Source organism: Escherichia sp. 20412-1 (genome assembly GCF_003027595.1).
GTDB lineage: Bacteria > Pseudomonadota > Gammaproteobacteria > Enterobacterales > Enterobacteriaceae > Escherichia > Escherichia marmotae.
In genome coordinates this window covers 1-23,510 of record NZ_PYQM01000014.1, presented here as the reverse complement: position 1 = coordinate 23,510, position 23,510 = coordinate 1, and the positions used below count along the sequence as shown (strand labels likewise).

Annotated in this window: 16 protein-coding genes and 2 pseudogenes; 5 read left to right on the top strand and 13 right to left on the bottom strand. The window is 47.9% G+C overall.

Features of this window, described 5'->3' with window-relative positions:
- Positions 1-275 precede the first annotated feature (275 nt).
- Positions 276-1,310, top strand: a complete 1,035-nt coding sequence (rhaT, locus tag C7B16_RS11810; protein WP_107179738.1) for an L-rhamnose/proton symporter RhaT — start codon at positions 276-278, stop codon at positions 1,308-1,310.
- Here rhaT and rhaR read toward each other — a convergent pair.
- The gene (gene rhaR / locus C7B16_RS11805; RefSeq protein ID WP_001517486.1) at positions 1,307-2,155 is read right to left on the bottom strand and encodes an HTH-type transcriptional activator RhaR; all 849 of its coding nucleotides are present in this window, start codon (positions 2,153-2,155) and stop codon (positions 1,307-1,309) included. The two genes, rhaT and rhaR, sit on opposite strands and share 4 nt — an antisense overlap.
- Positions 2,156-2,227: 72 nt before the next feature.
- On the bottom strand, positions 2,228-3,064 hold the full coding sequence (gene rhaS, locus C7B16_RS11800; protein ID WP_107179737.1) for an HTH-type transcriptional activator RhaS: 837 nt from the start codon (positions 3,062-3,064) through the stop codon (positions 2,228-2,230).
- 287 nt (positions 3,065-3,351) lie between these two features.
- Here rhaS and rhaB point away from each other — a divergent pair, with 287 nt between their 5' ends.
- The 4 genes from rhaB (at position 3,352) to rhaM (ending at position 7,389) form a co-directional block, all read left to right on the top strand.
- On the top strand, positions 3,352-4,821 hold the full coding sequence (gene rhaB / locus C7B16_RS11795; RefSeq protein ID WP_107179736.1) for a rhamnulokinase: 1,470 nt from the start codon (positions 3,352-3,354) through the stop codon (positions 4,819-4,821).
- Entirely contained in the window at positions 4,818-6,077 is a 1,260-nt protein-coding gene (gene rhaA, locus C7B16_RS11790) for an L-rhamnose isomerase (RefSeq protein WP_107179735.1), read from the top strand. Before rhaB ends, rhaA begins: the two co-directional genes overlap by 4 nt.
- A gap of 163 nt (positions 6,078-6,240) precedes the next feature.
- Positions 6,241-7,065 carry a rhamnulose-1-phosphate aldolase gene (gene rhaD / locus C7B16_RS11785; protein WP_016249399.1) on the top strand — a complete coding sequence of 275 codons (825 nt, stop codon included), beginning with the start codon at positions 6,241-6,243 and terminating at the stop codon, positions 7,063-7,065.
- A 9-nt stretch (positions 7,066-7,074) separates the two neighbouring features.
- A complete protein-coding gene (gene rhaM / locus C7B16_RS11780) occupies positions 7,075-7,389 on the top strand; it encodes an L-rhamnose mutarotase (RefSeq protein WP_000619483.1) in 315 nt (104 codons plus the stop codon).
- A 94-nt stretch (positions 7,390-7,483) separates the two neighbouring features.
- Here rhaM and C7B16_RS25310 read toward each other — a convergent pair.
- From C7B16_RS25310 to C7B16_RS11730, 11 genes and pseudogenes are all read right to left on the bottom strand, one after another.
- Positions 7,484-7,576: pseudogene (locus C7B16_RS25310) on the bottom strand (MipA/OmpV family protein); the annotation flags it as partial.
- Positions 7,557-7,754: pseudogene (locus C7B16_RS11775) on the bottom strand (type II toxin-antitoxin system HicB family antitoxin); the annotation flags it as partial. The pseudogenes C7B16_RS25310 and C7B16_RS11775, both read right to left, overlap by 20 nt.
- Before the next feature lie 259 nt (positions 7,755-8,013).
- Positions 8,014-9,552 (bottom strand): aldehyde dehydrogenase AldB, encoded by a 1,539-nt coding sequence (gene aldB / locus C7B16_RS11770; protein WP_001517481.1) that lies wholly within the window; start codon positions 9,550-9,552, stop codon positions 8,014-8,016.
- 165 nt (positions 9,553-9,717) lie between these two features.
- A complete protein-coding gene (yiaY, locus tag C7B16_RS11765) occupies positions 9,718-10,869 on the bottom strand; it encodes an L-threonine dehydrogenase (RefSeq protein WP_105224823.1) in 1,152 nt (383 codons plus the stop codon).
- Positions 10,870-11,057: 188 nt separating this feature from the next.
- Positions 11,058-12,902 (bottom strand): selenocysteine-specific translation elongation factor, encoded by a 1,845-nt coding sequence (gene selB, locus C7B16_RS11760; RefSeq protein WP_038355012.1) that lies wholly within the window; start codon positions 12,900-12,902, stop codon positions 11,058-11,060.
- Entirely contained in the window at positions 12,899-14,290 is a 1,392-nt protein-coding gene (selA, locus tag C7B16_RS11755; protein WP_016249401.1) for an L-seryl-tRNA(Sec) selenium transferase, read from the bottom strand. The genes selB and selA overlap by 4 nt, the downstream gene beginning before the upstream one ends.
- A 97-nt stretch (positions 14,291-14,387) precedes the next feature.
- Positions 14,388-14,996 (bottom strand): glutathione S-transferase, encoded by a 609-nt coding sequence (locus tag C7B16_RS11750; RefSeq protein ID WP_107179733.1) that lies wholly within the window; start codon positions 14,994-14,996, stop codon positions 14,388-14,390.
- A 147-nt stretch (positions 14,997-15,143) separates the two neighbouring features.
- Positions 15,144-18,815, bottom strand: a complete 3,672-nt coding sequence (locus tag C7B16_RS11745; protein WP_258182547.1) for a S6 family peptidase — start codon at positions 18,813-18,815, stop codon at positions 15,144-15,146.
- A 550-nt stretch (positions 18,816-19,365) separates the two neighbouring features.
- The gene (locus tag C7B16_RS11740) at positions 19,366-21,852 is read right to left on the bottom strand and encodes a fimbria/pilus outer membrane usher protein (protein WP_107179732.1); all 2,487 of its coding nucleotides are present in this window, start codon (positions 21,850-21,852) and stop codon (positions 19,366-19,368) included.
- Between the two features lie 24 nt (positions 21,853-21,876).
- Complete coding sequence (locus tag C7B16_RS11735) at positions 21,877-22,557, bottom strand: molecular chaperone (RefSeq protein WP_107179731.1); 681 nt, start codon at positions 22,555-22,557, stop codon at positions 21,877-21,879.
- Between the two features lie 88 nt (positions 22,558-22,645).
- Entirely contained in the window at positions 22,646-23,200 is a 555-nt protein-coding gene (locus C7B16_RS11730; RefSeq protein WP_107179730.1) for a hypothetical protein, read from the bottom strand.
- Positions 23,201-23,510: the final 310 nt, after the last annotated feature.

Genomic DNA, 23,510 nt, shown 5'->3' with positions numbered 1-23,510 from the left:
CAGTATTGTCGGGCGGCCGATTGTTAATGCCGCGTAAGCAGTTGGTTCATTATAGTTAATTAAATGATATTGAAAATGATTATCAATGCCGTACTTTTCGTAAGGATATGGTTTTGCAGGAAAATGCCAGAGATGTGAGCCAAATCACCCACTTAATGCCGTGATTGCCAGTAAATCGGCAACGGCGGCAACAGGCGAAAGGTTAATCGACAGCACGATTTTTACACTCATCTCGTCGGAGATGTGACGCGACGAAAAATGATGAGGATAAGAAAATGAGTAACGCGATTACGATGGGGATTTTTTGGCATTTGATCGGCGCGGCCAGTGCAGCCTGTTTTTACGCTCCGTTCAAAAAAGTAAAAAAATGGTCATGGGAAACCATGTGGTCAGTCGGTGGAATTGTCTCGTGGATTATTCTGCCGTGGGCTATCAGCGCCATGCTACTACCTGATTTCTGGGCATATTATAGCTCGTTCAGCCTCTCTACCTTGCTGCCGGTATTTTTGTTTGGCGCAATGTGGGGGATTGGTAATATCAACTACGGCCTGACCATGCGTTATCTCGGCATGTCGATGGGGATAGGTATCGCCATTGGCATTACGTTGATCGTCGGTACACTGATGACGCCAATTATCAACGGCAATTTCGATGTGTTAATTAATACCGACGGTGGGCGAATGACGTTGCTCGGCGTGCTGGTAGCGCTGATTGGCGTGGGAATTGTGACCCGCGCCGGGCAATTGAAAGAGCGCAAAATGGGCATTAAAGCCGAAGAGTTCAACCTGAAAAAAGGGCTGGTACTGGCGGTGATATGCGGCATTTTCTCTGCAGGGATGTCCTTTGCGATGAACGCCGCAAAACCAATGCATGAAGCGGCTGCCGCGTTGGGTGTTGATCCATTGTATGTCGCTCTGCCAAGCTATGTTGTCATCATGGGCGGCGGCGCGATTATTAACCTCGGTTTCTGTTTTATTCGTCTGGCAAAAGTGAAAGATTTGTCGCTAAAAGCCGACTTCTCGCTGGCAAAACCGCTGATCATTCACAACATATTGCTCTCGGCGCTGGGCGGTTTGATGTGGTATCTGCAATTCTTTTTCTATGCCTGGGGTCACGCCCGCATTCCGGCGCAATATGACTACATCAGTTGGATGCTGCATATGAGTTTCTACGTTCTGTGCGGCGGTATCGTCGGTCTGGTTCTGAAAGAGTGGAACAATGCGGGTCGCCGTCCGGTAACGGTGTTGAGCCTCGGCTGTGTGGTGATTATTGTCGTCGCCAACATCGTTGGTATGAGCATGGCGAATTAATCTTTCTGGGAACAGAGATGACGCCACTGGCTGGGCGTCATCCCGGTTTCCCGGGTAAACACCACCGAAAAGTAGTTGCTGTCTTCAAAGCCACATTCTGTCGAGATATCACTGATTAACAGGCGGCTATGCTGGAGAAGATATTGCGCATGGCACACTCTGACCTGCCGCAGATATTGATTGATGGTCATGCCGGTCTGCTGGCGAAATTGCTGACGCAGGACGCGTTCACTGCACGATGCCTCATCACAAAATTTATCCAGCGCAAAGGGACTTTTCAGGCTGGCCGCCAGCCGGGTAATCAGCTTATCCAGCAACGTTTCGCTGGATGTTGGCGGCAACGAATCACTGGTGTAACGATGACGCTTCAAAAGCATCACCAACTGCCCAAACAGTAACTCCGCCATCTCGTTGGCGAACGGTGCATGCTGACTGCTTTCGTGCTCAAGCTGACCGATAACCTGCCGCGCCTGTGCCATGCCTACGCTACCTAAACGCCAGTGTGATTGTCCTGCGCTGGCGTTAAATCCCGGAATCGCCCCCTGCCAGTCAAGACTAAGCGTCAGTCGCTCCGGACAATAAATAATGTTCTGCAACACCAGATCGTTAACGGAAGCGTAGGAGTGTTTATCATCAGCGTGAATATAAAAGAGATCGCCACGGGTAATGCGATAAGGGCGATCGTTGAGCACATGCAGACCATTACCGCGCCAGACGATCACCAGTTCACAAAAATCATGTGTATGTTCGGCAAAGACATCCTGCGGATAACGGTCAGCAACAGCGACCGCCTGCTGTTCGCTGGCAAAAAAATCTTTTTTGCGAAGGATTAACTGATGAACCACCGTGCCACCTCAGCCAGAAAACGCATTTGATTATTCATAATCTGGCGTGGAAATACGTTGAGAAGATTCGCGTTATTGCAGAAAACCATCCCGCCCCTGGCGAATATCACGCGGTGACCAGTTAAACTCACGGCGAAACAGCGTCGAAAAGTGGTTACTGTCGCTGAACCCGCAGCGATATGCGATTTCGGTCACGCTGGCCTCGCTATGACGTAACAGATGACGCGCCTTCACCAACCGTAAACGGTTAAGGTAACGCTGGGGAGTCAAACCGGTTTGCTGTTTTAGCTGACGATGCAAAGTGCGTAGTGACAGAGAAAACTTATCCGCCACCGTTTCCCAATTCACCTCGTCGGCAAAATGCTCCTCCAGCCAGGCCAGGAGCAAGTTCAGACGTGATTCACGACTTTCCATACTCTCCTGCAAACTGTTTTTACGCAGCAAGAGCAGTAATTGCATAAACAAAATCTCGCGACTGGCTTTCGAGGGTAAATCATTCGCCCTTTCATGCTGTTCCAGTTGCGAAACCAGTTGCCGCACCTGCTGCAATACGCTTTGGCTCACGCGCCAGTGAGACGGATATTGCCCGTCCAGCTCTTGCGGAAGAAGCTGATGCAGCCCGGCGAGAAACTGAAATCGATCCGGTGAGCGATACAGCACATTGGTCAAACACAGATTGTCCGTATGTTCGTATAAATGCCGATCATGATCGCGCACGAAGCAGATTGTGCCACCGGAGATGGTATAAGGCTGCCCATTGAAAATGTGGATACCCGTGCCATATTCAACAATCACAATCTCATGAAAATCATGGTGATGCTCAGGGAAATCAGCTTGCGGAAGCCGGGGTTCTATCGCCACGGACGCGTGACCAGACGGAAAAAAATCCACACTTTGTAATACGGTCATACTGGCCTCCTGATGTCATCAACATGGCGGAATAGTAATCAAGCGGTTTGGTTCTTACCTTAAATTTTTGACGGCAAAACTCGTAAAAAATGTCGATTTTTCAAGATACAGCGTGAATTTTCAGGAAATGCGGCAAACATCACACCACCACAATTCAGAAAATTGTGAACGCTATCACGTTCATCTTTCCCTGGTTGCCAGTGGTGTATTTTCCTGTCAGTAACAAGAAGGTAGCGAACTCGGGCGCTTTTTAGACTGGTCGTAATGAAATTCAGCAGGATCACATTATGACCTTTCGCAATTGTGTCGCCGTCGATCTCGGCGCATCCAGTGGGCGCGTGATGCTGGCGCGTTACTCCCGTGAATGTCGCAGCCTGATGCTGCGTGAAATCCACCGATTTAACAATGGACTGCATAACCGGAACGGCTATGTCACCTGGGATGTGGATAGCCTGGAGAGCGCCATTCGCCTTGGGCTAAACAAGGTTTGTGAGGAAGGGATTCGTATCGATAGCATCGGTATTGATACCTGGGGCGTGGACTATGTACTACTCGACCAACACGGTCAGCGCGTGGGTCTACCTGTTGCTTATCGAGATAGCCGCACCAGTGGTCTGATGGCGCTGGCACAACAGCAATATGGAAAGCGCGATATTTATCAGCGTAGCGGCATTCAGTTTTTGCCCTTCAATACGATCTATCAGCTACGTGCGCTGACAGAGCAACAACCCGAACTTATTCCACACATTGCTCACGCTCTGCTAATGCCGGATTACTTTAGTTATCGCCTGACCGGCAAGATGAACTGGGAGTACACAAACGCCACCACCACGCAACTGGTCAATATCAATAGCGATGACTGGGATGACTCCCTGCTGGCGTGGAGCGGTGCCAACAAAGCCTGGTTTGGCCGCCCGACGCATCCGGGCAATGTCATTGGTCACTGGATTTGTCCGCAGGGTAATGAAATTCCTGTGGTCGCCGTTGCCAGCCATGATACCGCCAGCGCGGTTATCGCTTCGCCGTTAAACGGATCACGCGCCGCTTACCTCTCCTCCGGAACCTGGTCATTGATGGGCTTCGAAAGCCAGACGCCATTCACCAATGATGCGGCGCTGGCAGCCAACATCACCAATGAAGGTGGTGCGGAAGGTCGCTATCGGGTGCTGAAAAATATTATGGGCTTATGGCTGCTTCAGCGGGTGCTTCAGGAGCGGCAAATCAACGATCTTCCGGCACTTATCGCTGCGACACAGGCGCTTCCGGCCTGCCGCTTCATCATCAATCCCAATGACGATCGCTTTATTAATCCTGACGCGATGTGCAGCGAAATTCAGGCTGCGTGTCGGGAAACGGCGCAACCGATCCCAGAAAGTGATGCTGAACTGGCGCGCTGTATTTTCGACAGTCTGGCAGTGCTGTATGCCGATGTGCTGCATGAACTGGCACAGCTACGCGGTGAAGATTTCTCGCAACTGCATATTGTCGGCGGCGGCAGCCAGAACGCACTACTCAACCAGTTGTGCGCCGATGCCTGCGGTACTCGGGTGATCGCCGGGCCTGTAGAAGCTTCAACGCTCGGCAATATCGGCATCCAGTTAATGGCGCTGGATGAACTCAACAATGTGGATGATTTCCGTCAGGTGGTAAGCGCCACTGCGAATCTGACCACCTTTACCCCTAATCCTGACAGTGAAATTGCCCACTATGTGGCGCAGTTTCGCTCTACACGACAGACTAAGGAGCTTTGCGCATGACCACTCAACTGGAACAGGCCTGGGAACTGGCGAAACAGCGTTTCGCGGCGGTAGGGATTGATGTCGAGGAGGCACTGCGCCAACTTGATCGCTTACCCGTTTCAATGCACTGCTGGCAGGGCGATGATGTTTCTGGTTTTGAAAACCCGGAAGGTTCGCTGACTGGAGGGATTCAGGCCACCGGCAACTACCCGGGAAAAGCGCGCAATGCCGAAGAGCTGCGTGTCGATTTGGAACAGGCTATGCGGCTGATTCCGGGGCCGAAACGGCTTAATTTACATGCGATCTATCTGGAGTCAGACACGCCAGTCTCGCGTGACCAAATCAAACCTGAACACTTCAAAAACTGGGTTGAATGGGCGAAAGCTAATCAACTCGGTCTGGATTTTAACCCTTCCTGTTTCTCGCATCCGCTAAGCGCCGATGGCTTTACGCTCTCACATGCCGACGACCGCATTCGCCAGTTCTGGATTGATCATTGTAAGGCCAGCCGCCGCGTTTCGGCCTATTTTGGCGAACAACTCGGCACGCCATCAGTGATGAACATCTGGATCCCGGATGGCATGAAAGATATCACCATTGACCGCCTTGCCCCGCGCCAGCGTTTGCTGGCAGCACTGGATGAAGTGATCAGCGAAAAGCTGGATCCGGCGCACCATATCGACGCCGTAGAGAGCAAATTGTTTGGTATTGGCGCGGAGAGCTATACGGTTGGCTCTAATGAGTTTTATATGGGTTATGCCACCAGCCGCCAGACTGCGCTGTGCCTGGATGCCGGACACTTCCACCCGACTGAAGTCATTTCCGACAAGATTTCCGCCGCCATGTTGTATGTGCCGCAGTTGCTGCTGCACGTCAGCCGCCCGGTACGCTGGGACAGCGATCACGTCGTGCTGCTGGATGATGAAACCCAGGCGATCGCCAGCGAGATCGTCCGTCATGACCTGTTTGACCGGGTACATATCGGCCTCGACTTCTTTGATGCCTCCATCAACCGCATTGCCGCATGGGTCATTGGTACACGCAATATGAAAAAAGCTCTGCTGCGTGCGTTGTTAGAACCGACAGCCGAACTGCGCAAGCTGGAAGCGGCGGGCGATTACACCGCGCGACTGGCGTTGCTGGAAGAGCAGAAATCGTTGCCGTGGCAGGCGGTATGGGAAATGTATTGCCAGCGTCATGATACGCCAGTGGGTAGCGAGTGGCTGGAAAGCGTGCGGGCTTATGAAAACACGATTTTGCGTCAACGCGGGTAAATACCGCTGAATGCGGCACAAGTGACTTATCCGATCTACAGGTCAGCAACAGTTATATGCCTGATAAGACGTATCAGGCATTGAGTGCCGGATGCGGCACAGGTGCCTTATCCGGCCTACAGGTCGTGCATCCGACAACACCGAATTTACAGGAACACAGAACATGCAAAACATTACCCAGTCCTGGTTTGTCCAGGGAATGATCAAAGCCACCACCGATGCCTGGCTGAAAGGTTGGGACGAGCGCAACGGCGGCAACCTGACGCTGCGCCTGGATGACGCCGATATCGCGCCTTATCACGACAATTTCCATCCACAACCGCGCTATATCCCGCTCAGTCAGCCAATGCCTTTACTGGCAAATACACCGTTTATCGTCACCGGTTCCGGCAAATTCTTCCGTAACGTCCAGCTCGATCCCGCTGCCAATTTAGGCATCGTAAAAGTCGACAGTGACGGTGCGGGCTACCACATTCTCTGGGGGCTAACCAACGAAGCCGTTCCGACCTCCGAACTTCCGGCTCATTTCCTCTCCCACTGCAAACGCATTAAAACCACCAACGGTAAAGATCGGGTGATCATGCACTGCCATGCCACCAACCTCATCGCCCTCACCTATGTGCTGGAAAATGACACGGCTGTTTTCACCCGCCAACTGTGGGAAGGCAGCACCGAGTGCCTGGTGGTATTCCCGGATGGTGTCGGCATTCTGCCGTGGATGGTGCCAGGCACGGACGAAATCGGCCAGGCCACCGCGCAAGAAATGCAAAAACATTCACTGGTACTCTGGCCATTCCACGGCGTCTTCGGCAGCGGTCCGACGCTGGACGAAGCGTTTGGCCTGATCGATACCGCAGAAAAATCGGCGGAAGTGTTGGTAAAAGTGTATTCGATGGGCGGCATGAAACAGACCATCGGTCGTGAGGAGTTGATAGCCCTCGGCAAACGTTTCGGCGTTACGCCACTGGCTAGCGCGCTGGCGCTGTAAGGAGTAAACATGATCCGCAAAGCCTTTGTTATGCAGGTAAACCCCGACGCCCACGACGAGTATCAACGTCGGCATAACCCGATCTGGCCGGAACTGGAAGCGGTATTGAAATCTCACGGCGCGCACAACTACGCTATCTATCTCGATAAAGCGCGAAATTTGCTGTTTGCCAGCGTGGAAATTGAATCTGAAGAACGCTGGAATGCGGTTGCCAGCACTGACGTTTGCCAACGTTGGTGGAAATATATGACTGACGTTATGCCCGCTAATCCGAATAACAGCCCGATCAGTAGCGAGCTACAAGAAGTGTTTTATCTGCCGTAATCCATTGCGGTGCCGGACACCCCTCCGACACCGTAATTACAAATGATTAATATAGATTTTGCTAACGCAATTTATCCAACATCTCCCTGGTCAATTAAAAACACCAGCTCACACCAGTGACAAACATAAAACTCTCATAACGATCGATCATTGGGCTGTCGGTAATCTCGTCCGGCAGCTTCTGCCAGAAACGCACTTCTGCTGGCGTAATCAGGATGATTGCGCACGTAGGTATCAATCTTGTTCAGTAACCCTTTCTGCATTGTAATATTGATTCGTTCAGCCCGACCTTCGAACTGATTCATATTGATATCTACCAGCAGCCATTGCCCGCCAATAAAGTCCTGCACCCGCTGAGCCAGATGTTTTGGTAGCAATCACGATAGCGCGATTTAAGTTCAATAAATATTCAGCTATTTAAGACGTAAACATTTGAACCGATAAGACGTGCAAGCGTCGCAGATAGTGATAACGTGCGCGTTGCTTATGCCGGATGCGGCGTGAACGCCTTATCCGGCCTACAAAATCATGCAAATTCAATATATTGCATGAGCCATGTAGGCATGATAAGACGCGCAAGCGTCGCATCAGGCAATGAATACCCGATGCAACCCGTTTTTCACATCAGAACAGCCCCAACGGTTTATCCGAGTAGCTCACCAGCAGACACTTAGTTTGCTGATAATGCTCCAGCATCATCTTATGGGTTTCACGCCCAATACCCGACTGCTTGTAGCCGCCAAACGCCGCATGTGCCGGGTAAGCGTGATAACAGTTGGTCCACACGCGCCCAGCCTGAATGCCGCGCCCCATCTTATAGGCCAGATTGCCGTTACGACTCCAGACGCCTGCGCCCAGGCCATATGGCGTATCGTTGGCAATCTCCAGCGCCTCGTCCATCGTCTTAAATGTCGTCACCGCCAGCACCGGGCCAAAAATCTCTTCCTGGAAGACGCGCATATTATTCTGACCAAACAGGATCGTCGGTTCGAGGTAGTAGCCGTCTTTCAGTTCCCCTTCCAGTAGCTTACGCCGCCCGCCGGTAAGCACATCCGCACCCTCTTTTTTACCGATATCAATGTAATTGAGGATGGTTTCCAGTTGCCCGTGAGAAACCTGCGCGCCCATTTGCGTCACGCTGTCGAGCGGGTTACCGCTACGAATGCTTTCAACACGACGGATGGCGCGTTCCATAAAGCGTTCGTAGATAGACTCCTGCACTAAAGCACGACTCGGACAGGTACAGACTTCGCCCTGGTTGAAGGCGAACAATGCAAAGCCCTCCAGCGCCTTGTCGAAGAAAGCATCTTCTTCATCCATGACATCAGCAAAGAATATATTTGGCGACTTACCGCCCAGCTCCAGCGTCACCGGAATAATGTTCTGGGTAGCGTACTGCATAATCTGCTGACCGACTTCCGTTGAGCCGGTAAATGCCACTTTAGCAATGCGTTTTGAGGTCGCCAGATATTCGCCAATTTCGCCACCAGCGCCGTTGACCACGTTGACTACGCCTGGCGGCAGTAAATCACCCACGATTTCCATCAGCAGCAGCACCGAAAGTGGAGTGAGTCGCGCCGGTTTCAGCACCACACAGTTGCCCGCCGCCAGCGCCGGAGCCATTTTCCAACTCGCCATCAACAGCGGGAAGTTCCACGGGATAATTTGCCCCACCACACCTAACGGTTCGTGGAAGTGATAAGCCACGGTTTCGCTATCCACTTCACTGATCCCGCCTTCCTGCGCCCGAATACACGAAGCGAAATAGCGGAAATGGTCAATTGCCAGCGGTACATCGGCCGCGCTGGTTTCGCGGATGGGCTTGCCGTTATCCCAGGTTTCTGCCGTCGCCAACAGTTCCAGATTTTGCTCCATCCGATCGGCAATCTTAAACAGAATCGCCGCACGATCCTGCACCGAGGTATGCGCCCATTTATCTTTCGCTTTATGGGCTGCATCCAGCGCCAGATCAATATCGCGTTTGCCCGAAGACGCCACTTCGCACAGAAGCTGCCCGGTCACTGGCGTCAGGTTCTGGTAGTACTCGCCGTCGGCGGGCGCGACCCATTCGCCGCCGATAAAGTTGTCATAGCGGGTTTTTAACTTGAGTGGGAAACCATATTCGCCGGGCTTAATCTGTGCTGAAGGGGGATTGTTGGTCATGGTAGTCTCCTTGCTGTGTGAGGTATAACAAGGGTAGACATGGTTGGTGAAATCTTCGCCAGCCGGTGATAGCTTTACGACGGCAATCACAAATTTACGGGCAAGGATTACAGAGATAGTTGATAAAAAACGGCTGACAATTTGCCAGCCGTTACGGGAAGGTGATTACATCGCAGCGCGATAAATCGCCATAATTTCTTCGTGAGTTGCCTGAATCGGGTTAGTAAAACCGCAGGCGTCTTTCAGGGCATTGGTCGCCAGCACCGCAAAATCTTCCTCTTTGACGTTCAGGTCACGCAGACCCGCAGGGATATTCACTTTCTTCGCCAGTTCACGAATAGCGTTAATGCAGGCTTCTGCACCTTCCGCGTCGTTTTTACCCGTCACATTCACGCCCATTGCCGCCGCACAGTCACGCAGACGCGCACCGGCAACTTTGCTGTTGAACACCTGAACATGCGGCAGCAGAACGGCATTGCATACGCCGTGCGGCAGGTTGTAGAAACCGCCTAGCTGGTGCGCCATCGCATGAACATACCCCAGAGAGGCATTGTTGAACGCCATACCCGCGAGGAACTGAGCGTAGGCCATTGCTTCACGCGCTTTAACGTTGCTGCCATCTTCTACTGCTACTGGCAGGTTTTCGGCAATCATGGTCACTGCTTTCAATGCGCAAGCGTCGGTGATCGGCGTTGCCGCAATAGAAACATACGCTTCGATGGCGTGCGTTAAGGCGTCCATCCCGGTAGCGGCAGTCAGTGATTTCGGCATACCGATCATCAGTGAGGAGTCATTGACAGAAAGCAGCGGAGTCACGTGTTTATCCACAATCGCCATTTTGATGTGACGCGCTTCGTCGGTGATGATGCAGAAACGGGTCATTTCAGACGCAGTGCCCGCAGTGGTATTGATGGCAATCATCGGCAACTGCGGTTTTGCAGAGCGATCAACGCCTTCGTAATCGCGAATATCACCACCGTTGGCTGCCACCAGCGCAATACCTTTTGCGCAGTCGTGCGGAGAACCACCACCTAAGGAAATCACGCTATCACAGTTATTTTCTTTTAGTAATTTCAAACCTGTCGCGACATTTTCCGTGGTTGGGTTCGGCTGGGTGCCATCATAAATAACGCTAAAAATATTGCGTTCTTCCAGTGCTTTTTGCACATCACCCGCCATGCCTAATTTCGTTAACATATTGTCAGTAACAATTAATGTACGGCGAAATCCATATTCTGCCATCATATTCATTGCATCATTCAATGAATCAGCACCGATGACATTCACTGAAGGAATAAAAAAGGTTGAAGCTGCCATAAAACACTCCTGGAAGAGTAAAAAGGGCTGGCAGATTACAAAGTATTTTCATTCGAAAATATGATCGACATTCCCGTTTATTAAAATATCTTTAATAAAAAGCACGTTATATTCATCATACAACGTGCTTCCTTAATATTAATAAGAATTTTGTATTAATTCATATTTATTATGAATTAATCATTTCCTTATTTTTCGGGAAATAATAATGCGTCACGTAATAAATGATCATTTCCACGGCGACGCGTAAAGCCAATCCGGTCAAAATATTCCAGAATTTGAATCGCCAGTTTTCGGCCAACGCCTAAGCGATCGCGGAAATCCGCCGCGCAGGTCGAGCCACACTCCTGATCAAGATCACGGATCATATTGGCAAACTCGACAATTCGATCATTGCGATAATAACGATCTTTGACGATCGCCGTAATTATCCCCTGCTGTGCCGCCTGGCGCAGCGTCAGGCGCATTGCCTGCTCGTCGGTCCCCGTCTCTTTTGCCAGGTCGCGTACCCACCACGGCTCGTCGCCAAACAGCGGTTCCACTTTTTGCCAGATAGCCTGCTGCTCTTCGCTAAATCCGGCTTTGTGATCCGGCAGATGCAGCCAGCCGTGATGGCTGTGGATCTCGCCGCTTTCGCGCATCTTTTCAATCAGCAACAGTACCAGGGCTTCATCTTCCATCGGCAACGCCATGCGCCGCAGACGTTCGCGTCCCGGTCCTGGTTCGTCGCGATGCTGTTCATGATAAGCCGCTAATGTGTCGAGAATTTTACGCTGCCAGCGAGCAGCAACCGGTGCATTCAGCAAGCTATAACCGGCCTGAATATAGCCCGGCTGTTGCAGCAATTCGCGCATCCCTTCGCCGTTGAGCTGACGCGCCCATGCAAAATCCGCGAGATTCACCGCACCGCGCTCCAGGTGAACAGCCAGCGCTTCGGCATCATTCTGCACCCGTGCCAGTGACGCCAGCCATTGCAGATATTCCGGCTTACGTTTACCGCGGCGCGGCGGGTTGAGCATCACCACGCGGGCACCCGCCAGCGTGTTGCGGGCTGATATATCGCGTAGCACTAAGCGATCGTTATCCGCCAACCACAGCGGCGTGTCGAACACCAGTTCGGCAAGGTTATCTTCCAACAGCGAAACACGCCCCGTAACGTGGCTGGCGGCGTGGTGAATATGCAGCGGCTGCCACTGGGTCAGCGGCGTATGGGTTTGAAGCTCGACAATCACCCGCGTGAACGGATCTGGCGGCACATCTGCCAGCAGCCAGTCGCCTCGATTAATCTGTTCTTTCTCCGCATCACCGGCGATATTAAGCGCAATACGCTGCCCGGCATGGGCGGTTTCTGTTGGTTGATTTTGCGCATGGAGAGCACGCACGCGCATCGGTTTATTTACCCCCGTCAACCATAATGAATCGCCAACATTCACTTCCCCACTTAACGCCGTACCCGTCACCACCAGCCCGGCACCTTTTACGGTAAAAGCACGGTCGATAGCGAGGCGGAAACTGTGCTGACTGGCGTGTTCACGTTCCGGCAACTGAAGCAGATGTTCGCGCAGAGCATCAATTCCCCTTCCTTCTGTCGCTGCGGTGACAAACAGTTTTGCCTCAGCAAAACCGTATTTCCGCAGCACCTCCTTTACCTGGCGTTCAACCTCATCAACGCGCGCTTCGTCCACGCGATCGGCTTTGGTCAGCGCGACGGTCAGCATCGGGTTACCGGTAAGCTGCAAAATCGCCAGATGCTCACGGGTCTGTGCCATCACGCCGTCATCGCACGCCACCACTAACAGCGCATGATCGATACCACCAACGCCCGCCAGCATGTTGGAAAGAAACTTTTCATGGCCTGGAACATCAATAAATCCAGGAACGCGTCCATCCGGCTGCGGCCAGTAGGCATAGCCGAGATCGATGGTCATACCGCGCTTTTTTTCTTCCGGCAGACGGTCGGCATTTACGCCAGTAATCGCCTGTAATAATGTCGTTTTGCCGTGGTCAACGTGTCCGGCAGTCGCAATAATCATTTCAACAACATCTCCAAAAACCGTTGCTCATCTTCAAGGCAGCGTAAATCCAGCCACAGACGCCCGTCGTAAATGCGGCCAATCACTGGCACCGGCAATTCACGCCAGCGGGCGGCTAATGCCTCAAGGTGGCTACCGCGTCCATCATGAGGTGTAAACGTTAATGCCGCGCTCGGCAGGCGATCAACAGGCAGCGAACCACTGCCGATCTGCGACAAGCATGGCATAACTTGTACCGCAAACTCCGCGCCGTAATGTGCGGCAAGGGGAGCCTGTAAACGTTGCGCCTGGATTTGAATGACCTCTGCGCTGCGGGTAAGCAGACGCAGGGTCGGTAATTTTTCTGTCAGAGCCTCAGGGTGTAAATAAAGACGCAGCGTGGCTTCCAGCGCCGCGAGGGTCATTTTATCTGCGCGTAATGCACGCTTCAGCGGGTGACTTTGCAGCCGGGCGATCATCTCTTTTTTACCGACGATAATCCCTGCCTGTGGCCCGCCTAACAGCTTGTCGCCGGAGAAGCTCACGAGGCTGACGCCCGCGGCAATCAACTCCTGCGGCATCGGCTCTTTCGGCAAACCGTACTGGCTAAGATCGACCAGCGAACCGCTGCCTAAATCAGCCACTACTGGAACATCCAGCTCTCTACCGAGCACCACCAACTCCGCTTCGTCTACCGCTTTGGTGAACCCCTGAATGCTGTAGTTACTGGTATGCACCTTCATCAACAGCGCGGTATTTTCATTCACCGCCTGACGATAATCATTAGCGTGGGTACGGTTGGTGGTTCCTACTTCATGCAGGGTACAGCCTGCCTGACGCATTACGTCAGGGATACGAAACGAGCCACCAATCTCCACCAGTTCACCGCGAGAAACCACCACCTCTTTGCCGCTGGCAGTTGCTGCCAGCATTAACAGCACCGCCGCCGCATTGTTATTGACGATGCAGGCATCTTCCGCGCCAGTAAGGCGGCACAACAACTGTGCCAGCGCGCGATCGCGATGCCCACGCCCGGCGTCATCCAGATCATATTCCAGCGTCACCGGTGAACGCATAACTTGCGCAACAGCTTCCACCGCCGCTTCCGCCTGCAATGCCCGACCAAGATTAGTATGCAGCACCGTTCCCGTCAGGTTGATCACCGGACGCAGCGCGCTCTGCGCCTCTTTCGCCAGTCGGGCATTGACTTCTTGCGCCCAGTTCTCACACCACGCGGGTAGCGTCTGACTGTCGCGAATTACTTCTCGCGCTTCGTCAAGCATCTGACGCAGCAACTCCACCACGCGAGTGTGGCCATAAGTATCACGTAAAGAAAGGAAGGAACTATCACGCAATAAGCGATCAATAGCGGGAAGCTGACTATAGAGGGAACGCGTTTCGGTTGTCATAGGAAACCAGGCTCATCAAGGCCCTCTCACACGGAGAAGGGCGTTTAACATAACCGCAGATTGTAACGTGAGAAGTGTCTGGAGGACATATCGCGCATCAAGCCTTTGGCGGTTCGGTGCGAGCGAAGCTTTCGCGGCTAAAGAGATTCTCGACCAGTTTGACTAAGTGTGGGCGGTCCACACACCAGCCCGGCGCAACGCGGCGGAAATTGAGATACCCGACGGCACAGGCAATAGCGATAGTCGCCAGATTGACCGTATCGGTTTTGAGCGTGCCATCGACCAGATATCCTTCCAGCACATCCAGACTGCGGTTGATTTTCTCCCGCTGGCGTAACAGCTCATCTTCAGACTGCTGCGCCGCCGGGCGCGCCTGCTCACGCACCGAAGCCAGCCCGGCATCCATAATGCCATCTGCCAACGCCTCAATCTTACGCACTCGCAACGACTCTAGCGGATCGCACGGCAGCATCGCCGGAGCAACGTTCATTAATTCGATATATTCGGCAATGATTGGCGAATCAAACCAGCATTCGCCCTCTTCGGTCACCAGCACCGGCACTTTCCCTAACGGGTTAAATTTCGCCACGCCGTTGTCTACGTTATAGGGCAGTTCATTGATAAATTCGAAAGTAATGCCCTTTTCTAACAACAGAATAGAAAGTTTGCGTACAAACGGGCTGGTGTAGCTACCGATGAGTTTCATTATGTTTCCTTTTTGTTAACAAAATATGAGTATGACCCAGGGTTAAAAAAAAGGGCAGATGTTATTGATATGAGCGTGATGACAAACACAAGATGGCCCGATACGTACACATACCGGGCCTTGTAAATGAAACGATCTTTTTAAATATCAGAATGAATAGCGGATATTCGCATTGATAGCATTATCGACGTTGTACTTACCAAATGCTGATTTCTCAACGGTCAGGCCGATACGGGTATTGTCTTTAATACGCGTATCAATCCCAATGTTGGCTAACATACGACCATCTTTACCGTTGTACACGGTGGACTCACCAGCAAAATCACGATACGTAGTGGTGCCAGAATTCCGCAGGTCAAACTGATAACTTAAACCTGCCTTCGCTGTAACCTGCCAGTCGTGACCATCCAGCGTTTTTCCGAATTCCACACCAGTACGGCCAATCAGGGGGTTTGCCGTTTTACGCTTCATGCTGATATCCATGCCGTTGTATTGCCAGTTAAAGGTATTGCCTGACAACGTGCCGTAGACCAGTTCAACCTGCGGTTCAATAAACACATCAGGTTTCCACTGATAGCGCCAACCGGTTTCGGCCCCTAAATACCAAGAGTGGGCAGTATCGTCTGCCTTACCAAGCCCTAATGTTTGCATTGTGTAATCGTCACGATGGTGGACATATTTTCCGACCACATCAATATACAATCCTGAATCAAACAGGGTGGATGCGTATAAACCGCCGCCTACAGAGCGGGTTTTCCCCTGGTAACTTTCGCCACTGGCTTTGCTGTCAGTAACAGTCATCATGATACCTGTAAAAAGATCGCCTCCATCAAAGTGATGTTTTTTGTCGGCACCAATTTGCAGATGCATGTGACGATCAGAGAATCCCCCCTCACCTGAACCAGAAGTGGTCATAAACCGTGCCCAGGCACCGGCTTCTCCTTGGGTATCGCGTAGATCACCCATACGTCGGTTAAGGTTATTCACCTCAGATAGGAAGTTTCTGTACCGGATATCCATAAAGCGCTGACTTTCACTGAGTGCAGCATTATTACGCTGAACATCGAATCCTTTCAGACGCCACTGTGTGGCACTGTCAGTATTTACCACCTCAATATCAGGGGTCATTGAGTGAAAACCCATTTGTTGAGTCACAGTTTTAAACGCCTGGGTATTGTTGGTTCCATTTTCTGCCGTGATCAACGGAATATCACCGACAGACATTTCGTTAAGCGGTTTAGTCGGTTTCACATACAGAATATTGTTCTCTGCGATTAACTTATCAACAACCGTAATATTGCTGCTGGTTTTACCATCCGTAGTCATCACAAGCTGGCTGTTAGATAGTGCCAAATTTTGCATTTGAGAAGACGAGTTAAGCTTCCATAGTGTCTGGTCAATACTAACATCAGCCCCAGATGCGTTGATATCACCGGAATAGTAGACACCTGACGGAGTACTTTGATTCGTACTGACACCAAAATTAATAGTCGCATTTGAGTCGGCAGTAATATCACCACTGATCATTGTACCGGAACCAACATTCAACGTAGTTCCAGAGCCTTGCAAATCCCAGACAGCCGCTGAATAAAGTGCTGGCGTCGTCGATTGCTCGTTCAACAAAGAGAGGGCAGCCCCTGAACCAAGCACAACATTGTCATCCGATTGTAAACCGGCCTGACTTATTAGTTGTGCATTATCGGTGAGTGTCAGTGCCGAACGGGTCAACGTACTGTAATCACTGATAGATGCACCAGTGGAAGATACATTTATAGTACTATCCGTACTATTTATTCCTCCCGTAAAAAATTCATTAATATTTAAAGTAGAATTATTGGTCAGAGATACATTTCCATAAAATGTACTTTTATCTGAGTCTGTTGTCGCTTTTGATTGACCTTGCCGCGGAATAATCTGTACTTTCTTTTCATTACTGTCATTCAGATCAATATAGACATCTTCACTGCCAAGGGTGACAGATGAGTTATCCGCACTAATATCAGTAGTGAGCTCTGCATTTCGTCCAAGATAAAATGAGGTGTCTTTCAGAACAAGAGACTTCATATTGAATTGGCGAGTCTCCCAATCATCCTGTGTAAATGACACTGGTTGTGTTAATACTGAGTCATCTCCAAGTTTCTGAAGTTTATTTGCTACTGACTGACTAGTCACAGCATGGGGGACAGGATGCCCCTGAAAAAACAATTTCCCACCATTTTGCTCAAAGTTATCATTTATATTTATGCCACCATCAACAATAAAATCACCTGAAGTATCGGTGGCATTATTTACCACAGACAAATCATTTTTAAAATTCCCATGATAAATAGTTGCTGTTTTTTCATCTAACGACAGTGTCAGTCTGGCCAACCCGCCATTACTTGTAAGAATTGCGCCATCATCAAAAGCATTTAATTTGTGGAAAGTCAGATCATTTCCATTAATATCAAGCGTACCACCTCGATATCCCCAGTAAATATTATCTGGGTTAACCTGATTTGCATCAGAAAGAATTACGGTAGGGCGACCACTAACAATAGATACACTACTAAAAGCCTGAACGTTTCCATCGTTATCGGGTCTCTGAGCCAGAATAACTGTGCCATCGCCAGTACTCAGGCTTCCGCCATTAATCCCTGAGCCATCAATTTTCAACGTACCGGTGCCTAATTTATGCAGTGCATCTCCTGACGCGCCGTTGACCTGCCAGTCAACAACATGCCCATCATTGACAATGATACCTCCCCCAATCCAGGTCTGATCATCCAGCGGTTTCACCACATAGTCATCATTAAAAGTCAGCGCTCCTGCCCCCTGGGTCACCGAATCTTTTAAAACAATTGTACCTCCACCAGAAAATGCCAGGTTTTTCCCATAATTAAGATCTGAGCCCTTCTGACCATGCATGTCCCAGGAATTATTTCCCTGAACTAACTGACCTGTTCCGGTGGCACTGTCGAAAGTCCAGATAATATCCCCATTCCCGGCTTCACTAGTGACAGGTTTATCAGTATCAGCATCTATATTTGCGGTGATTTGCGCTGTTGGTATAACAACGTACCAGTTGGTACTCCCTGTGGTTCCTTCATATGCACGGAGTACCCCCACAAGAACCCATTTATTTAGAGTAGTATCCCATCCAAATAACGGTGAACCACTGTCGCCGGGCGTCCCATAAGACGCAAGGGCCCCGTTACCGGCATTTGTCACAAATGACCAGTCTGAGATTGATGGCGTAGGAACAATCCCCCCAGTAAGATAACTGTAAGCGCCGTTCAGAGTATAATATCCTTTTTCATTTTTATATATTTGTGTCCCTGTACCTATCCTGTAGAAAGCAGGAAACCTGGTTACATTTTTATATGTTCCCTGAGCTGTTCCTGCACTGGTGACCTCTGCGGGAACCACATCTGTTACCAGTTTATTTAACCTCGGCGTATGGAAATCTCTCGCTGAGTAGTTATTTCTGTCTACTAATTTATAATTACTCGTACCAAACCGTACACTACTATAGCCACCATTATGCTTCACACTGACGACATACTGTGGATCAACAAGCGTGGCAACGCCCAATAGCCTATCCACAGATGAAAAATCAGGCATTGGCGCTTTATTTAACGTAGTCACTAATGATCCCGCGTTATTATATAACTCCATATCTTCCGTTCCGGGAATAAAGCCCCCCTTATTCTCGGCAAAGTCTCGATATACCTGGTATGGAAGCAAGTTATTAACAACAGAAGCTTCTGCAGCAGACATACCAACCAAATGTGACATAACAGCGGAAAGAAAAACAGTTACAGTATTTATTTTTCTCATATATTATATCCAGTACTATATAATGTATCAGAATGATTGATGGTTTAAAAAAGCACAGTGTAAACCAGAAATTTCATACAAAAAGAAAAAATAGACAATTAAATAAAAATATATCATTTATAGCTATTTTCAGAGGTATCACACGATTCTTTTATTTCAGACAAGGCGACTGTATGCAAAATGCAATATTGCTTCGTAGTTCTCACTCTTCTTCCACACATTAATATGCATCGAAAGCTATTCAGTGACAGCAATATCTGTGTATTCAGCAAGTTTAAGAACTTTGCTGCATTATTCTAGTGACAGATACTTATGCGACTTCCTAGTGGTTGCTACTTTTTTGCCTGTAAGCCGCGTCTGACTGAGTGTTTGCTCACTTAGCGTCCACTAAGTACTGTGATAAGAGCAGAATCTCAACTCTGATGCATCTGTCAAGACCGTAGCGATTCGCTTCATGATAAGATATTTATAATATTTCTAAAGGTTGCATTTAGTATTTCACTTCACCGTGTCTCCTAAGCGTACATTAATGAGGCAGGAAGAAAATATTTTATTTACAAACTAAAGTTACCATCGATACATTTTCTTTATTTTTATTGAAAGAAAAAGGTGCATTGCAATTACTTTTACCATCATCTCCCCATTGTGCCATCAATTCTCCTCTATCGGGCAATCCACTCATCCAAACCTGACCGTTGTCAGAAACAATCCCCGTTACGCTTTGGTTAGAATGATCGCTAATTAATGATGTCAGGCTGCCAAAAGGAACCGATTCGCCATTAGGACGAACCAAGTTAATTAGAGCTTTATGACCTGAAACTACGTTAAACTTAGCACGAACCAACGCCCCCCTTGATGGAGTAACATATGCATCCGATTTGATGATCTCTGTTGTAGCCGAAACCTTATTTACATCTAATGCAATTGAGTTTTTCTGGTATGGCGATAGATACGGAACAACGGTATAGCCATTTTGGTCAGTATACAAACCAATCCCTCGTTTTACTTTTATATTACCGACACCATTTGTATCGATTAAAGCATTCGCACCATCAAGTGATAATGCTTGGGTTAATACTAATCCACCAGAGTGTAAAACAACGCCGCCATTGGCACTTAACTGTAATTGTCTTCCTTGTTTCTGATGTGACCAGGTTGATTGAATTTCACCCTTGGCTGTTTTATACCTTATGGTAGCATTGCCAGAGTTAGAATTTTCATCTCCATTATGGATCCCTTCCATAATGCTATAATATAATCTCTGATCTAACAACGAACCGCTAACACCCGTTTGTATGTCAGATGTGTTTTTTGTCTTGTAAACATTGGTTGTGAAAGATGCTGTGTTATAGTTTGAAAGAACACTAAATGGCACCGATACGGAGGCAAAAATAGCCTTGTCTGTGTCATTATATTGTGGCTGTTTATTATAGGTTAACGATAAACTCGTCGATATACCCATTATAGGAAGAGAATATGCAAGTCTATACTGTTGACCATTCTCCTCGTTGATATAATCATTCAAATCAGCTGCCAAAGTGATCTGACCGGCATCCCCAATATCTTGCTGTAATTGAGACGATACTTTATATCTGGAACGATAGCTATAAGGATAGTCGTAGCTGCTCTTATTCTGCTGATAGTCATTGAATGAATAATATTCTGAAGAACCATACCAATATCCAGTAACACTTAAATAAGTCCCTGTAGACTCAAAACCTCTGGCATAAGTTAAGCGCGTCAGTTTCCCTTGTTCTTTTCCAGAAGAATTTCTGACGAATGAATCAGATTTAGAATGACTAAAATCTAAAGATATTGCTCCTAGTAATGGCATATACTTCCCCAGACCAATTACAACAGAGTTATAGGTATCTGCAGCAATTAAACCTCCGTAGACCGTAGTGTCCCACCCTATACCCCATGCTCCGGAGAATTGTAAAAATTTAGGTCTATCTCCGTTAGGATTACCAACATTTCGATATTGTCCAACAGCAGTGTAATAACGAAAACGCCCTTCACGTTGCAATACAGGTAATGTCGATGAGGCTTGCGTATAACGCCTTACCTCTCCGTTACTTTCATGGATCTCAACTTCCATATCTCCAGCATATAATGGGAAAACATCCTGTAATTCAAAAGAGCCGGCTGGCACGTCACCTTGCCAGATAATTACATTATTTTGCCTTACGATTACCTGTGCAGGAGTGTATGCAATACCTCGTACAACAGGACTATAAGTACTCATCCAGGGTACAATCATACCGTCATCAGAAGATATAGAAATACCTTCATACGGGAAACTTTCCAGGATTCCATCTTCGGTTGAGGTCTGGCCTATTGTCAACTGCCCCCCCTGCCCAAAGCTATAATCATGACGAGCAAACGTATTTAGATTAGTCCAGCCTTGCTCATTCGTACTCCAGTAACCATTATTCCTGACACGCCATCCCCCAATATTCAATCCCGTATTAATTGAAAGAGTTTGAGTCTCTTTTGTATCAGAGTTATATTTCTGTCTTACATCTGAATAGCGATAATTCAGAAGCAGCGCGGTCTCACCATCGTCCCATGATTGCGGTGGTAATTCAGACCATTCTGGATGATATATCCATTTTAGTGGGATATTTACATATAAAACTTGCTTGTTTTTATCAAAAATACTATTAAAACCATCTATTTTATCCTTCAGCTCATTTGAAGGGATAGTATCATTTGATAAATTAAGATTTTCTGTATCAACCCCCCACTTTTTTAGTATAGCGGTAGAAAATAGTGGAACAACCTTACCACTTTGTGTTGGTTCGAATACAATATTTTCGTTCCCGATACGTTCATTATTTAATACTATATCAACAGAATACTCACCAGGCATAAAACCATCGGCGCGCGAAAAATAATTTAAATTGGGGATATCATTATTGTCTTTATTACTCATACGAATAAATGCAGGATCAAATGAATAGCTTGCTGCTAATTCTTCAGCATACAAATCGTTTATAAAGAGAAATGTGAATAATGCGATTGTTTTTATTTTCATTTGCAATAATTTGTTCAGAGAATATTAAAGCGTCACATTTCTAATACTGCTATTAGCACCATAATCATTAATTATTGAGAATGACAGTTTTTTGACATTCTTCTCATGAATAACAGATTCAGAAAAAGGTTTTAGCATTGTTGCAAATCCTTTTGTTGGTAAACCATTAAAACTCATCTGACCAATGGTGATAAAATATGGGGTCGGATTTTTTATTTCTATCCCGTCAGTATGTTTTGTAAAAGTAAGTTTCTCAGGCAAATCATCAATAGATAATTTGTTATTTATTTCATGAGGTCTAAAAATTAATTTTATTCTGGTGTTTAGACCTATTTGTACCGATGCTCCATCTTTTTTTGGTGGAATGGCAAGAACATTAATCGCAAACAAACTTTCACGATCTTTTGGCAGATCCATTGCTGAATCCAATTTGTTAATCCTAAACTGAACATTGTTATTTGCATCTATTCTATTTAATGGCGGAGTAATAAAGAATGGAACCTTGTTATCATCAGTAAAATAATCACTAACTGTTGATTTTAATAAAAAAACCATATCCGATGATGTATTTCTCACTGAAAATGAAACACTATCATTTTCCGAATTAAATATTACTCGCGTAGCGTCAAGACTGATTCCATTTTGACTCGCAAATATGCTGCACGAAAAAAACACAAAAATAAAAAATAACATTTTCTTATGCATGAGTTATACCTTAAGCAATACCAGTAATGACAATGCATATCAAACAAAGGCATATAATATATATGCCTTTGCTTATTAATATTAGCTATTAGTTATAGCTAACTGTGTAGGCGACTGTAGAATTCAAAGCACCTGGAACTACAGAAGAAGTTCCGCGTTTAATTAATCCAATATATACCGGAACGGTTAAACTACCATTGGCATCAGTTACACCTAAGTTACTATTTATAGAATTCAACGACCACGCTTGGCTTTTTAAATCTCCAGTTTTGCCCATCATATAGGCTATGTTAGTAACCTGTTTACCAGATTCGTCCGTAAATAGTCCTTGATAATCATTACCCTGAGCACGAGCTTGAGCTTGTAAGCTCCATTTCATGGGGGTATTAGCAGGGCAATTTGTCAATGTAATACTCCCTGCGCTTTGCGCTTCACCGATCATTGAATTATGAGCCACGGCTGTATCTGCGCTAGAAAGCGAAAACGTTACATCGGTTGGCCATGTAATGCTACAAGTACCAGATACGACAGTAGCACCTACGCGTTGCGAATGAGCATCAACTGTTGTTGCAGCCATCGATGCTGCAGACGCACTGAGCAGAAGAGCCCCTGCCACCATCTGAGCGATAAGATTTTTATTCATCAAAGAATCCCCCTCATTACTTTTTAACTGACTAACTATATAGCACTATATAGCGATAGCGCGTAATATGTATATGCGTATATGCGTATATGCGTATATGCGTATATGCGTATATGCGTATATGCGTATATGCGTATATGCGTATATGCGTATATATATGATAAATGAGATTGAGATGTACATTAGACTAGCCCCCAGAATCTCCAGACAACCAATATCACTTAAATAAGTGATAGTCTTAATACTAGTTTTTAGACTAGTCATTGGAGAACAGATGATTGATGTCTTAGGACCGGAGAAACGCAGACGG

Excerpts from the sequence above, each read along its gene's own strand:
- rhaS (WP_107179737.1), bottom strand. The coding sequence starts at position 3,064 with ATGACCGTATTACAAAGTGTGGATTTTTTTCCGTCTGGTCACGCGTCC.
- C7B16_RS11745 (WP_258182547.1), bottom strand. The coding sequence starts at position 18,815 with ATGAGAAAAATAAATACTGTAACTGTTTTTCTTTCCGCTGTTATGTCA.
- C7B16_RS11740 (WP_107179732.1), bottom strand. The coding sequence starts at position 21,852 with ATGAAAATAAAAACAATCGCATTATTCACATTTCTCTTTATAAACGAT.
- yiaY (WP_105224823.1), bottom strand. The coding sequence starts at position 10,869 with ATGGCAGCTTCAACCTTTTTTATTCCTTCAGTGAATGTCATCGGTGCT.
- C7B16_RS11750 (WP_107179733.1), bottom strand. The coding sequence starts at position 14,996 with ATGAAACTCATCGGTAGCTACACCAGCCCGTTTGTACGCAAACTTTCT.
- rhaA (WP_107179735.1), top strand. The coding sequence starts at position 4,818 with ATGACCACTCAACTGGAACAGGCCTGGGAACTGGCGAAACAGCGTTTC.
- C7B16_RS11735 (WP_107179731.1), bottom strand. The coding sequence starts at position 22,557 with ATGCATAAGAAAATGTTATTTTTTATTTTTGTGTTTTTTTCGTGCAGC.
- selB (WP_038355012.1), bottom strand. The coding sequence starts at position 12,902 with ATGATTATTGCGACTGCCGGACACGTTGACCACGGCAAAACGACATTA.
- rhaD (WP_016249399.1), top strand. The coding sequence starts at position 6,241 with ATGCAAAACATTACCCAGTCCTGGTTTGTCCAGGGAATGATCAAAGCC.
- rhaM (WP_000619483.1), top strand. The coding sequence starts at position 7,075 with ATGATCCGCAAAGCCTTTGTTATGCAGGTAAACCCCGACGCCCACGAC.
- rhaT (WP_107179738.1), top strand. The coding sequence starts at position 276 with ATGAGTAACGCGATTACGATGGGGATTTTTTGGCATTTGATCGGCGCG.
- C7B16_RS11730 (WP_107179730.1), bottom strand. The coding sequence starts at position 23,200 with ATGAATAAAAATCTTATCGCTCAGATGGTGGCAGGGGCTCTTCTGCTC.
- selA (WP_016249401.1), bottom strand. The coding sequence starts at position 14,290 with ATGACAACCGAAACGCGTTCCCTCTATAGTCAGCTTCCCGCTATTGAT.
- rhaB (WP_107179736.1), top strand. The coding sequence starts at position 3,352 with ATGACCTTTCGCAATTGTGTCGCCGTCGATCTCGGCGCATCCAGTGGG.
- aldB (WP_001517481.1), bottom strand. The coding sequence starts at position 9,552 with ATGACCAACAATCCCCCTTCAGCACAGATTAAGCCCGGCGAATATGGT.